Origin of the sequence: Sphingobium sp. PAMC28499, from assembly GCF_004795815.1 — a bacterium.
Taxonomy (GTDB): Bacteria; Pseudomonadota; Alphaproteobacteria; order Sphingomonadales; family Sphingomonadaceae; genus Sphingobium; species Sphingobium yanoikuyae.
Window position 1 is genome coordinate 3,098,508 of sequence record NZ_CP039248.1, and the last position, 13,362, is coordinate 3,111,869.

General features: G+C 67.0%; 8 protein-coding genes. All 8 read right to left on the reverse strand.

Annotated features, from left to right (window positions below):
• Positions 1–21: 21 nt before the first annotated feature.
• The 8 genes from addA to E5554_RS14890 all read right to left on the reverse strand — a co-directional run bounded on the left by addA (position 22) and on the right by E5554_RS14890 (position 13,193).
• Positions 22–3,432, reverse strand: a complete 3,411-nt coding sequence (addA, locus tag E5554_RS14855; RefSeq protein ID WP_136187268.1) for a double-strand break repair helicase AddA — start codon at positions 3,430–3,432, stop codon at positions 22–24.
• Positions 3,413–6,391, reverse strand: a complete 2,979-nt coding sequence (addB, locus tag E5554_RS14860) for a double-strand break repair protein AddB (protein ID WP_136187269.1) — start codon at positions 6,389–6,391, stop codon at positions 3,413–3,415. The genes addA and addB overlap by 20 nt, the downstream gene beginning before the upstream one ends.
• Positions 6,384–7,091, reverse strand: coding sequence for a nucleotidyltransferase family protein (locus E5554_RS14865; protein ID WP_136187270.1), 708 nt, complete (start codon positions 7,089–7,091; stop codon positions 6,384–6,386). Before E5554_RS14865 ends, addB begins: the two co-directional genes overlap by 8 nt.
• Positions 7,088–8,074, reverse strand: coding sequence for a phosphotransferase (locus E5554_RS14870; protein ID WP_136187271.1), 987 nt, complete (start codon positions 8,072–8,074; stop codon positions 7,088–7,090). The genes E5554_RS14865 and E5554_RS14870 overlap by 4 nt, the downstream gene beginning before the upstream one ends.
• Complete coding sequence (tsaE, locus tag E5554_RS14875) at positions 8,071–8,529, reverse strand: tRNA (adenosine(37)-N6)-threonylcarbamoyltransferase complex ATPase subunit type 1 TsaE (RefSeq protein ID WP_010338765.1); 459 nt, start codon at positions 8,527–8,529, stop codon at positions 8,071–8,073. Before tsaE ends, E5554_RS14870 begins: the two co-directional genes overlap by 4 nt.
• The gene (locus tag E5554_RS14880; RefSeq protein ID WP_125997539.1) at positions 8,522–10,870 is read right to left on the reverse strand and encodes a PAS domain-containing sensor histidine kinase; all 2,349 of its coding nucleotides are present in this window, start codon (positions 10,868–10,870) and stop codon (positions 8,522–8,524) included. Before E5554_RS14880 ends, tsaE begins: the two co-directional genes overlap by 8 nt.
• Before the next feature lie 179 nt (positions 10,871–11,049).
• Positions 11,050–12,468, reverse strand: a complete 1,419-nt coding sequence (ahcY, locus tag E5554_RS14885) for an adenosylhomocysteinase (RefSeq protein WP_010338767.1) — start codon at positions 12,466–12,468, stop codon at positions 11,050–11,052.
• 119 nt (positions 12,469–12,587) lie between these two features.
• A complete protein-coding gene (locus E5554_RS14890) occupies positions 12,588–13,193 on the reverse strand; it encodes a hypothetical protein (RefSeq protein ID WP_048937089.1) in 606 nt (201 codons plus the stop codon).
• Positions 13,194–13,362: the final 169 nt, after the last annotated feature.

Below are 13,362 nucleotides of genomic sequence, written 5' to 3' on the forward strand. Positions count from 1 at the left end.
CTGCGCCCTTGGCTCAACGGGTCACAGCAGCAAATATTGCTGCGTGGGCGAAAAGCCCGGCTTGTAGGGCGCCAGTTGCGCCGCCGGCAACGGGATGAGCCTCGCTGCGCTGGTGTAGAGCAAAGCCGCCTCCACCCTGCGGCCGGGGAAGATCACTTCCAGCGCGGCGACATAGGCGGCCATCTGCCGGACATGGGCGACCGGCACCTCCTCCGCATCGCGCGGCGTCATCCGCCCGGTCTTGAAATCGACCAGCTGGACCCGGTCCGCCTCGACCCGCAACCGGTCAACCGTGCCGGCAATCACCGCTTCGCCGACCACCGCGGCGATCGGCGCTTCGGCCAGCGCGCCCGGCGCGAACAGGGCGGCGAAATGTGGATCCTCGATCACGCGCAGTGCATGGTCGATCACGTCCTTGCGCAGAGTGGCATCCCCTGCCCCCTGCTGCTCCAGCCAGCGTCCCGCTCCCTCGCGACGCCGCGCGGCGGGCAGGTCGGGCAGGCGCTGGAACAGGGCATGGAGCCAGCGACCGCGCTCGGCTGCCTGGCGCATCGCGGCGGTGGGCGGCGGATTGGGCACGTCATCCTCGACCGGCGCGGAGGGCGCCAGTGGCCGGGGTGGACGCTGTTCCGCCGGCGCCTGCGCGCGCAGCCAGTCCGGCTCGACCACTACCGGCTTGTCTTCGGCGCTTTCCGGCTGTGCCGCCTTGGGCGTCAGTACCTCGGTCCCGCGCCAGCGGCGGCGGGCACCCCAGAGGGGATCGGCTTCCCAGTCGCAGCCCATGTCGACCATCGCCGCATCGACCGCGCCATACCAGCTTTGCGGCTTCACCTCGCCCTTGGCGCGCGGCCCGAGCGATCCGGCGACGATCAGCTTCTCCTCGGCACGGGTCAGCGCGACATAGAGGAGGCGCCAATGCTCCTCGCGCTCGATCGCGGCGGCATCGGCCGCAACCTCACCGATCGGCCCAAGTCGCTCGCCCTTGCGCGGGGCCAGGATCGGCAGGCCGTTCCATTCGAGCGAATCCATGCGGTTGCCGGCATCGGGATCGAGACAGGCATCGGCCAGGATAACGATCGGTGCCTGCAAGCCCTTGGCGCCATGCACGGTCAGCAGCCGCAGCGCATCGCCCTGCGCCGCCGCGTCGCGGACAATCTCTACCTCGCCCCGGTCAAACCAGTCGATGAAGCGCTGGAGCGAGGGATGGTCGTCCGCCTCGAAGCCCAGCGCGGCATTCAGCAATTCCTCGATCGGGTCGGCCGCTTCCGCCCCCAGCCGCTCGATCAGCCGGCGACGGCCGTCCATCGGGCCGGACAGGATCGCCTCCAGATAGCGATAGGGGGTGGTGAAGTCCGCCTGCCCCAGCAATTGGCGCAGCGGCTGTAATTGCGCGTCGTCCAGCCGCTGGAGCAGATGGCGCCACAGGCCACCCTTGCGCCCGATGGCCCGCTCCATCAGTTCGTTCTGGGTCCAGCCGATCAGCGGCGACACCAGCAGGGCGGCAAGGTTCAGGTCATCGTCGGGCTGCGTGGCAAAGCGCAGCGCGGCCAGCAGGTCGCGCACCGCCAGCGGCGCATTGAGGCGCAGGCGGTCGATGCCGGCAACCGCCACCTTTTCCTCATAGAGGCGCGCGACGATCAGCCGCGCAAGTTCGCTGCGGCGGCGGACCAGGATCATGATGTCGCCAGGGCGGACCGGGCGCCCCCGCGCTTCCAGCATCATCTTGTCGTCGATCCATTGCCGGATCTGGCGCGCGATCTTACCGGCCAGTTCCCGTTCCTGATCGGCGACCCAATCCTCCTCGCCCTCGACCTCGTCGGCAAGACCCGCGATCGTCGGCTTCCACAGCAGCACCTCGCCCGGATGCCGATTGGCGCTGATATGCCGCACTTCGCCCTCGGTCAGGCCCAGCGATTGCGCTCGCAAGGTCGCGATCGTCCGGTCGACCAGGTCGAGAACCGGCGGCGTCGAGCGGAAGCTGCGATCGAGCGATAGGTCGTGGAAGGCATGGCCGGCCATGTCGGCATGGCGGGCGAACACCATCTGCGCGGCGGCGAACGCCTGCGGGCTGGTGCCCTGGAAACCGAAGATCGCCTGCTTGAAATCGCCCACGGTGAAGATGGTGCGGACCTTGTCGGCCTTGGCACCGTCACCAGCGAAGAACTCGGCCGCCAGCGCGCCGACGATCGCCCATTGATGGACGTTGGTGTCCTGCGCTTCGTCGACCAGGATATGGTCGATCCGCTGATCCAGCTTGTAGCGTATCCATTCGGCGATCCCCTCCTTCTGGAGCAGGGACGCCGTGCGCGCGATCAAATCATCGAAATCAACTGCGCCGGCGAGCCGCTTGGCCTCGTCATAGGCGCGGGCATAGGCGCGGCCGGCATGGAGCGCGCGGGCCAGCAGTGCGGCATAATCGGCCTGCAGCTTGACACCGATCAGTTCGGCGCAACGGGCATGGAGCCGCGCCGTCGCCTCGCCATAGCCGTCGATCGGTGGCACCCAGCCCTTGGCGGAGATGAGGTCGCCATCCGCCTTCGCCCAGGCGCTATGCAGGTCGGTCAGGGTCGCGGCGCGGGCTGCGGGATCTCGCCCGCGCCAGGCAGCGATCCGGTCGCAGCGTTCCAGCGCCCGCCCCGTGCCCCAGTCGGCATTGGCCTGCGCCACCCAAGCAAGGCTGCGCATGTCGAACATGGCGTCGCTGCACTGGTCCGCCAGCCAGGCGTCGATATCGCCTTCGGGAAGTCCCAGTTCCCGTGCCAGCCAGGGGCCGATATCGCCGGGTAGCTCTGCCAGCGCGGAAAGGCGCGCGGCACAGCGCAGCAGGAACGTCTCGGCCGCGCCCTCGCCCAGCCGCAGGCTGAGCGCCTGCAAGGCATCGATCAGGTCACCGTCGCCCAGTTCCTCGGCCCGGATGACCATGTCGGCCAATGTCTGGCGGGCCAGCACACCCTGTTCGCGCGCGTCGAGCGGGCGGAAGCCGGGGGCGAGGTCCGCCTCCAACGGGAAGGAGGCGAGCAATTGCTGGCAGAAGCCATGAATAGTCTGGATGCGCAGGCCGCCACCGGTCGATTCCAGCACTTCGGCGAACAGGCGCCGGGCGCGGTCGCGCGCCTCCGGGCCGCTCTCTTCGCCGAGCGCCTCCAGATCGTTGAACAGGTCGCGTTCCTCGGCCTGCACCCAAGTGGCGAGCCGATCATGGATGCGGTCGGCCATTTCCGCCGCGCCGGCCTTGGTGAATGTCAGACACAGGATATTTTCCGGGCGCACCCCCTGCAGCAGCAGGCGGAAGACGCGCGCGGTCAGCACATGGGTCTTTCCGGTGCCGGCGGAGGCCGACAGCCAGACATGGGCGTCGGGCGCGGCGGCCAGCGCCTGCGCGCCGGCCAGCGGTTGCAAAGGGCTGGAGCCTTTAGCCATCGTCGCGCCCATACCATTCCTCCAGCCGCATCAACTGGTCATAATCACCATAATTGGCCACTTCCGGATTGACCTGCGCGGCGAAGGGCGCGGTGCCGGTCAGCCAGGTTTCGGCCGCGTCGCGAAACTGGTCATAGACGAAGGCGGTGAAATCGGCGGTGATGATCTTGTCGCGCTTGCCCATCGGATCGACCGGGCTCTCGCGATAGCCGAAAGCGTCGCCCTTCTTGGCCAGCGACCAATATTCGAAACTGCCCGCCACCCGCGCGCCGGCCACGCCGGGAAAGGCGCCATCGGCGGATTCGGCGATCAGGCCGAGCAGGCCCAATTGCAACGCATAACCGCCGCGCACCTGCCGCGCGCTGGGCGGCTTGCCGGTCTTGTAATCGACGATGCCGATGCTGCCGTCGGGCATCCGGTCGATGCGGTCTGCCTTGCCGGTCAGCAGCACGCCGGCAATCTCCGCCTTGCCCTCGGTCTCGACCGCCAGGATATGGCGACCCGCGGCCTGATCCTTCGCCACTTCGGCCGCGATCCAGCGGATCGCCTCGATCAGGCGCGGCTGCCACAGCGCGCGCAGCAGCGGATGGACATCAGGCCGGGCGAACATGGCGCGGGCGCGCGCCTCCAGATCGGCCGGATCGCGGCTGCCACCCTGCGCCCAATGCTCCAATATCTCATGCACGACCGTGCCGCGCCAAGCCGGCCCGGCATCGGCATCGACCGGATCGAGGCGATTGAGCTTCAGGATGCGCCGCGCATAGAAGGCGAAGGGATCGGCCTTCAGCCGGTCGACATCGGTGACCGGAATGCGGGTCGGCCGGGCGGCGAGCGGCGGCACCGGCGCGGGGCGCGCGGAGGGTTTGTGGCTGGGCGGCAGGTCCAGCGCATCGGCCAGCAGGCGATAGCGATCGGCGGCTTTCCATTGTGGCCCCGCCATTGCCTTCAACCGCAGCCAGAAGCGCGAGGCGATCGCCGGGCCGCCGCTGCCGCGCCGGGCACGGGTGATGAGGACATGCGGGGCGCCGAGCGCGCTCGCAAAATCATGCGCGGCAAGGCCGATCCGGGTTTCGAGACCCGGCAGACCCAGTTCGCGGCGAATGCGCGGCGCCAGCCAGGGATCGGGCGAAGGCAGGCCCGGCCAGCTGCCTTCGTTGAGGCCGCCCAGGATCATCAGGTCTGCCTGCACCAGTTGGGCCTCGACCAGACCTAATATGGCGATGCGCGGATGCCCGCCCTGCGGCGGGCGCACCGACACGCCGCCCAGCATATGGTCGAGCAGCGCCGGCAGCGATCGGATATCGGCCTGGCGCGGCCCTTCGGTCGCGGCGGCCTCCATCTCGGCGAACAGGTCGGCGGCGGCATGGCCCTGATGCCCGGCCCAGAGCGCGTCATTGGTGAGCGCCCCGGCCTGTTCGCGCACCGCCGCCAATTGCCCGGCCAGATCGGGCGCGAGCGCGAAGGCGGCCTCCAGCGGTTCGAGCAGATCGCGCGCCCAAGGCCACCAGGCGCGGGCCTGTGCGCGCAGATCCTTCTGACGGTCATCAACCTCGCGCGGCTCCAGCAGCAGGTCGATGCCGCGCAGCCCCGCCTGCGGCCGCGGCCCCCGCAGCAGCAGGTCGAGCTGACGCACGCCCTCCAGCCAGGGCAGGCGCATCTCGCCGCGCATCACCAGCGGATGCTTGAGCAGGGTCAGCAGCGCGACCGGCGCAAAGCGCTCGGCCGCCGCCTCCGCCATCGCAATCAGCAACGTGCCGGGCGGCAGGCGGGAGAGTGGCTGACCAGCGGAATCGTCGGCCTCTATGCCCCAGCGGCGCAGATGGGCGGAAACGCGCACGGCCAGTTGCCGATCGGGCGTCACCAGCGCGGCGGTCCGCTCCGACGTTTCCAGCGCCTCGCGCAATGCGATGGCGATGGCCTGCGCTTCCTCGCCCGGCGTCGCAACCTCCAGCGCCTCGACCCCGGCGAGCGAGCGGTCGGCGCTCTTGAGATCGCGCCAGCGGCTGGTCAAGCGCGGCGGCAGCATCGCGTTGGAAATATTGCGGCCGCGCACGGCGCGGGCATCATGTTCGCTGCCCCAGCGCCATTGGGCGACATCCTCGCGGCTGGCGCTCATCCGGTCGAGCAGGCGCTTGAGCGCATATTGCGGATGGGTCTCATGCCCCGCGGCGCTGCGGCCGGTGACGGGATCGGGCGGGAATGGACCGATCGCGGCCCAGGCGTCTTCATCCAAATTCTGGTCGAGGCCGGCGAACACCACCTGTCCATTGGGCAGTTCGGCGATCCGCCGCAGCAACCCCGCGATCGCCGGTGCGGTTGCGCTGATGCCGGCCGCGACTATGAAGCCGGGTGGTGGAGCCTCAGCCCAGCGCGCGGCAACCCGATCGAACAGCCGATTGCGCCGGTCGGCCAGGTCGATGAAGCCCAGCCGTGCCAGTTCAGCCGGCCAACGCGCAATCAGGATGGAGAAGAGGTCGAGCGATTTTTCCCAATGGCTTGACAGCCCCTCGATCAAGTCGAGCTTCGACAGCGCATCGAGCGGCACCCGCTCCACTTGCATCTGGTCGAGCACGGCGCCGAGCGCCTGCCCCAGTTGCAGCGCCTGGCCGGCATCGGCCGCGCCGCCCGCATCCTGCACCATGCGCGCCAGGATCATCTGCCGCCGCATCGGCGGGATGGCGGCGGGGACGGCATCGCCCTCCCACAGCGGATCCAGCGCGCCGCCCACTTCCTCGCCCAATTCCGGGTCGCCCAGCGCGACCAGACGGGGCAGCAGCAGGCCGCCCTCGGCCCGACGGACGAAGGCGTCGCTCACGGCCCGGACGGCGCGATTGCTGGGCAGCAGGATCATGCCCTGCGCCAGACGGACGGGATCGCCTCCCTGCTGCGCCAAGATGCCGGCGACCAGCGCGTCGGCGAAGGCGCGATGCGCCGGGATGGTGTACAGCGCCGGCTTGGCCCGATCACCCATGGGCGATCATCGACTCCACGACGGGAATGGCCTGCGGCGTGCCCACGTCGAACCACAGCCCCTGATGGACCGCGCCATAGAGGCGTCCGGCCTTGATCGCGCGGTTCCAGAAGATGTTCGTCGAAAAGACATCCGCCGGCGGATCGACCAGCAGGCGGGGCGAAAGGATCTGCACGCCGGTAAACACGAACGGCGCCACATGGGCTGTCTTGCGCCGCGTCAGGCGGCCATTGGCGTCCATATGGAAATCGCCCGGTCCGCTATGGCAATTGGCCCGCGCCAGCGGCACCAGCAGCAGCAGCGCGTCCATCCGTTCGGGATCCCATAGCCGCTGCATCATGCCCAGCGTCTCGGCCGGGCCGTCGATCCAGAGATTGTCGCTATTGGCGCAGATGAACGGCTTGTCGCCGAGCAGTGGCCTGGCGTGGATCAGCCCGCCGCCGGTTTCCAGCAGCTTGGCCCGCTCGTCGGAAATGCGAAAGTCCATGTCCTTGCGCGTCCTCAGATGCGCCTCGACGGTGTCGGCAAGATAATGGACGTTGACGACCACCGTCTTGATGCCGCCGGCCGCCAGGCGATCGAGCGCATGGTCCATCAGCGCCTTGCCGGCGACTTTCACCAGCGGCTTGGGACGGGTCGCCGTCAGCGGGCGCATCCGCTTGCCGAGTCCTGCTGCCATGAGCATGGCGGTATCGATCATGCCTGAGCGAACTCCGCGAGCGCATGATGGCGCTTGTCGGTAGGGATATTCGCATCGAACCAGGCCTTGACCGGCGCCAGCGCCGGATGGGCCAGATCGCGCTCCAGCAGACCCCACATGCGCGGCAGATAGGACAGGTAGCGCGGCTTGTGGTCGCGCTTCCAAAGCCGGGTGAAGATGCCGATGATCTTCGCGTTGCGCTGGGCGCCCAGCACCGCATAGGCGGCGTCGAAATCGGCCGGCGGATTGGCGACCGCATGATAATGGGCCAGCATCGCCGCCTCCAGTTCCGGCGACACGTCGCGCCGGGCATCCTGCAGCAGCGAAACGAGGTCATAGGCCGGGTGGCCAGCCAGCGCGTCCTGGAAATCGAGCAGACCCAGGCCGCGCACTTCGGGCCGGTCAATCAGCATGATATTTTCGGCATGATAGTCGCGCAGCACGGTGACGACAGGGCTTGCCGACTGTTCGGCGATCGGCAGCACCGCGTCCCAGGCCGCATGATAAGCGTCGGCATCGACGTCCAGCGCCAGCGCCGGGCAATACCATTCGGTCAGCAGCCCGACCTCGCGCTGATAGACCGCGCGGTCGTAGGGCGGGACATCGGCAGCGGGCAGCTTGTGCAGGTCGGCCAGCAGATCGATCGCGCGGCGATAGACCGCCAGTTCGCCTGCCGGATCCTGCTCGACATGCTCCTTCAGGCGCTCGTCACCAAAATCTTCGATCAGGACGAGGCCCTGCGTCAGGTCCTGCGCCAGGATTGCCGGCGCGGCAAAGCCCTGACCCAGCAGATGCTGAGCAATCACGATGAACGGACGCGGATCTTCATGCGGCGGCGGCGCGTCCATCAGCACGGCACGGCGGCCGCCGTCGACCACGCGGAAATAGCGGCGGAAGGACGCATCGCCGGCAAGCGGCACGATGGCGGCGCCATCCCAACCCGCCTGCGTGAGGAAAGCGGGGGCGGTTGCGGGGGGGATCATATCTGTGACCATCGGTCCGTCCAAGCGTCGGGCACGCGCGCTGTCAAGCGCCGTGCGCCATCCGGCTCGATCATGATGGTCAGAAACAGGGCGTGCGACCAGAGCCCATCGCCCAGCCTGTCGGGCCATTCGATGATCAGCAGGCTGTCCTGCAGATATTCGTCCAGCGCCAGCTCGGCCGCTTCCTCCGCATCATCAAGCCGGTAGAGATCGACATGGGCGACCGGCAGGCGGACATCGGGAATGTCATAGGGCTGGACGATCGCGAAGCTGGGGCTGGGCGCCTCCCCCTCCAGGCCAAGCCCTTCCAGCAGGCCGCGCGCCAACGTCGTCTTGCCGGCGCCGAGGCCTCCTTCCAGCGCGATGACGTCACCGATGCGGACATGGCTGGCCAATCGTCGGCCAAGATCGAGCTGGGCGCCCTCGCCCTCCAGGATCATATCCAGCTCAGCCACGGGGAAGCTCGATCACGACCATCGTTCCCTGGCCAGGTTCCGATACCAGTTCGAACGTGCCGCCATGGGCCTGTGCCAACTGCTTGACCAGCGGCAGGCCAATCGTCGCGCGCGCGCCCTTGCGGTTCTGCTCGGCGCGGCTGATCGCATCGAAGATCGTCGCCTGCCGGGTGGCATCGATACCGGGGCCATTGTCCGACACGACCAGACGGGCGAGATCGGGGCCGCCATCGCCATGCAACAGCACCCGTGCGCCCGAGCCGCAATAGCGCACCGCATTTTCCAGAAGATGATCGACCGCCTGGCCGATCCGGCGTGCATCGCCCTGGATCACCCCCAGCGTATCCTGCAAGGTGACGGCAAGATCGATCCCCTTGGCCTTCGCCTCGGCATCGATGCGCGCCACGCTGGCACGCACCAGAGCCGCCAGATCGACCTCGCTGCGCTCGATCGGCAACGTCCCGGCCTCGCCCTGGGTCAGGTCGAGCACATTGTCGATCAGCATCGACAGACGGCCAGTGCTCTGCAGGATGCCGTTCACATATTCGACCGCGCTGTCGCTGAGTTCACCGGCATAGCCCGCGCTCATCATCTCGGCAAAGCCGGCGATGGTCGTCAGCGGCGTGCGCAATTCATAGCTCATATTGGTGACGAAGGCGGTCTTGACCTTGTCGGCCTGTTCCAGTGCCTCGTTCCGGTCGCGCAGCATCTGCTCGACCCGCCGGCTGTCGGTGACATCCAGCATGGTGAACAGCGCATTGCCGTCCGGCAGCGGAATGGCGGCAAATTCGAAGATGCGCCCGTCGGCAAAGCCCACATGGCCGACACGCTGCTTGCGCTCGACCGTCGCCGCGCGGACCAGTTCGCGCACCAGATTGCTCTGCTGCGGCTTGGCAAGGCGGCTCTGCACAGCGCGCATCAACTCGTCGATGCGGGGATGCTTGCCCAGCGCCTCTTCACTGATGTCCCAGATGGTGCGGAAACGGCTGTTCCACAGATGCAGGCGCCCATCCGACGAGAAGACACCGATCGCCTCGAACAGATTGTCGAAGGTCGCCGTCCGCACCCGCAGCAGCGTGTCGCGCGCACTCGACAATTGCACCTGTTCGGTCCGATCCTCGAAGATCAGCAACAGGCCACCGTCGGGCAGCGGCTGGGCATAGACGCGCAAATGCGTGCCATCGACCAGCAGCCAGTTCTCCTCCAGCGGATCAGGCGACAGGAACCAGTCGCGCCGCTCCGCGCGCCAGGCCGGAAAGTCGCGATTTTCCGGCAGGCGGCGGGCATCGCGCATCTGATCCAGCACGCGCTCGAACAGCGGCGCATCGGTCAGCGCTTCCTGCTTCAGGCCGAACAGGCTGATGAAGGGCTGGTTCCAGAAGCGCAGCGCCCGGTCGGGACCAAAGCGCGCAACACCGGCCGACAGACGATCGAGCAGATCGCGCTGCGCCGCTTCCAGCCGACGATGCTCGACCCGCGCCTGTTCCAGTTCATGCTGGTCCATCGCGAAACCTGCGACACCGGCCGCGCCCAGCGGCACGTCGACGACGCGCATCGTCCGCCGTTCGCCGTCGATCGTTGCCGGAACGATACGGGCAAGAGAATTGCCCTCGTCGAGCGCCTGTGCTGCGGCGTCCTGCGGGCTGAAGCCGTTCACATTCTCGACCAGTTCGGTGCCGTTCATGATCACGTCATGGGCACCAGCACCATCGACGGCGCGGACATAGGCGCTGTTGACCAGGCTCAGCCGCAGGTCGGGCGTGCGGTGCCACATCGGGAAGGGCGCGGCCTCGACCAGTCCGGCGAGCGCCTCCAGCGCCTCGCGCAATTGCCCGACGGTCGCGCTCAGCGCCTGGATTTCCGCCTGGCTGTCGGTCGCGTCGAATATCCACAGCACGACGCCGCCATTGGCGGCCAGCGCCGGCCCGGCTGGCGCACCGCGAACCAGCAGCGTGCGCGACGAACCGCTACCGCGGATCGGCAGCGAAAAACTCTTGCCGGCCTTCTGTGCGGCGCCGATCTCGCGCCCCAATGCAGCGGCATCGGCCGGCTCAAGCCCGCCATCGGGCGCCGTCAGTTCGGACACGAAGGTCGGCACGCGGTCTCGGCCCAGCCATTTGCCCAGCCGGTCGGCGGCCTCCATCCGGCCGTCGGGATGAATGATGACGGGCGCAGCCGGCGCCGACGCCAGCAGCGTCGTCAGCCGATCAAGCTTGCCCTGCGCCTGCATGCCTGCGCGGCGCATGCGCTGGCCCGTGACCAGCGCCCATATCGCAGCCCCCAGCCAGCCGGCCATCACCGTGCCCAGCAACAAAGTGGCAAGCGGGCTCATAGACCCCATTGCGCCATTCCCATCCCGTTCGCGACCAGTTGTTTATCGTTCATACAGACCAATGGCCACGGGCCTAACGCAACTTGGCGCCGGCGGAAAGCGCCCAGATATGATGAATGCCCGGCACAGCATGGTCCGGGCATCGGATAAGGTAAAAGGGGGAGGATGGCCCTCCCCCTTTCCAATTCTTAGTAGCGGTAATGGTCCGGCTTGAACGGGCCTTCGACCGGCACGCCGATATAGTCGGCCTGACGCTGGCTGAGCTGGGTCAGCTTCACGCCCAGCTTTTCCAGGTGCAGCGCGGCGACCTTCTCGTCCAGATGCTTGGGCAGGACGTAGACGTCGTTGCCGTAGGTCTCGCTCTTGGTCCACAGTTCGATCTGCGCCAGCGTCTGGTTGGTGAAGCTGGCCGACATCACGAAGCTGGGGTGGCCGGTGGCGTTGCCCAGGTTGACCAGGCGACCCTTCGACAGGACGATGATCTTCTTGCCATCGGGGAACTCGACTTCGTCGACCTGCGGCTTGATCTCGGTCCACTTCATGTTGGCGAGGCCGGCGATTTCGATTTCGCTGTCGAAGTGACCGATGTTCGACACGATCGCCATATTCTTCATGGCGCGCATATGATCGACGGTCAGGACGCCTTCGTTGCCGGTGGCGGTAACGAAGATGTCGGCGCGCGGGGCGGCTTCTTCCATCGTCACGACTTCATAACCTTCCATCGCGGCCTGCAGGGCGCAGATCGGATCGACCTCGGTCACGAGGACGCGGGCGCCGCCATTGCGCAGCGAGGCAGCAGAACCCTTGCCAACGTCGCCGAAGCCGGCGACGCAGGCGACCTTGCCGGCCAGCATGACGTCGGTGCCGCGACGGATGGCATCGACCAGCGATTCCTTGCAACCATAGAGGTTGTCGAACTTCGACTTGGTGACGCTGTCGTTCACGTTGATTGCCGGGAAGGGCAGCTTGCCCTTCTTCGACAGTTCATACAGGCGATGCACGCCGGTGGTGGTTTCTTCCGACACGCCCTTGATCGACTGGACGGTCTTGGTCAGGAAGCCGGGACGCTCGGCCAGCACGCGCTTCAGCACGGCGCAGAAGATTTCCTCTTCCTCGTTCGACGGCGTAAACAGCTCTTCGCCGGCTTCGACGCGGGCGCCCCACAGGGCGAACATGGTGGCGTCGCCGCCATCGTCGAGGATCAGGTTGCAGACGCCGCTGTCGTCATTGTGCCAGTCGAAGATGCGCTCGACATAGTCCCAATATTCCTGAAGGCTCTCGCCCTTGACGGCGAAGACCGGCACGCCCGACGCGGCGATCGCGGCGGCGGCATGGTCCTGCGTCGAATAGATGTTGCAGGTCGCCCAGCGGACCTGCGCGCCCAGCGCGGTCAGCGTCTCGATCAGCACGGCGGTCTGGATCGTCATGTGCAGCGAACCGGTGATGCGCGCGCCCTTGAGCGGCTGCGACGCACCGAATTCGGCGCGCAGAGCCATCAGGCCGGGCATTTCGGTTTCGGCGATCTCGATTTCCTTGCGACCAAAGGCGGCAAGGCCGATATCGGCGATCACATAATCCTGCGCCTTGTCAGCGGGTACGGTGGCCACGAGCCTGTCTCCATCATTAGAAATTGACCGGCCGCCGGCATAAGGAAGGCGGCGGCGATGGTCGGGCTTTACCAATCACCGCCAAGCATGGCAACTCAATATAAAGTTTTCTTTATGTGTTAATTGGCCGGCCCCCGAACCTGTGCGGACGGCAGGCGCGCTGCCCCTTCGGCCATGGCGATGGATCGGCCCACAGAGCCGCCGCTTACACCTTCGTCGGCCAGCAGATCATTGGCCAGCGCGATCGCCATGTCGCACTGGGGCGCATCGATCCGCGGCGCGATGCCGGCAGATTCCGACAATTTCCAGATCGCAGCCCGATTGGCCGGGACCGCATTGGCCGCCGCCTGGATCGCCTGAAGATCCCGGCATTCCAGCCCGCCAGCACCCGCGCCATAGCTGTTCGCCAGCATGATGACATAATCATCATAGGCGTCGAGACCGCCTTCCAGACCCGCAACGTCCGCAAAGTGGCTGCGCAGCGCGTCATTCACCTCGACCAGAGCCGTCCGCTTTTCACGCACGAACTGGTTATAGGCCGGCAGGAAATCATAGGCGCTGGTGTTGCAGCGAAGCGCCGACACCATCAGCATCATCTCGAAATTGCGGACCTGCGCCGCCTCGACATGATCCTTCTTCCAGCAGGTCGCTGCCGACGCCGGCGCGAGCGGCATCGCGGCGGCAAGCGCCGCACAGATAATCTTCTTCATGAAATAACCCCGCATATTCCCCAGAGACGGAGAATGGGCGGAACCAATTGCTGCAATCTATCGCGCTATGGTTAAGGCGAATTTACCCTAAACGGTTCAGTTACGATGTCAGAACAAGCGGCCAATGGCTGTTGTTGTTCTGCCCCTGAAACGGCCGAAAATCGACAGCGCAACGGATCGAAAA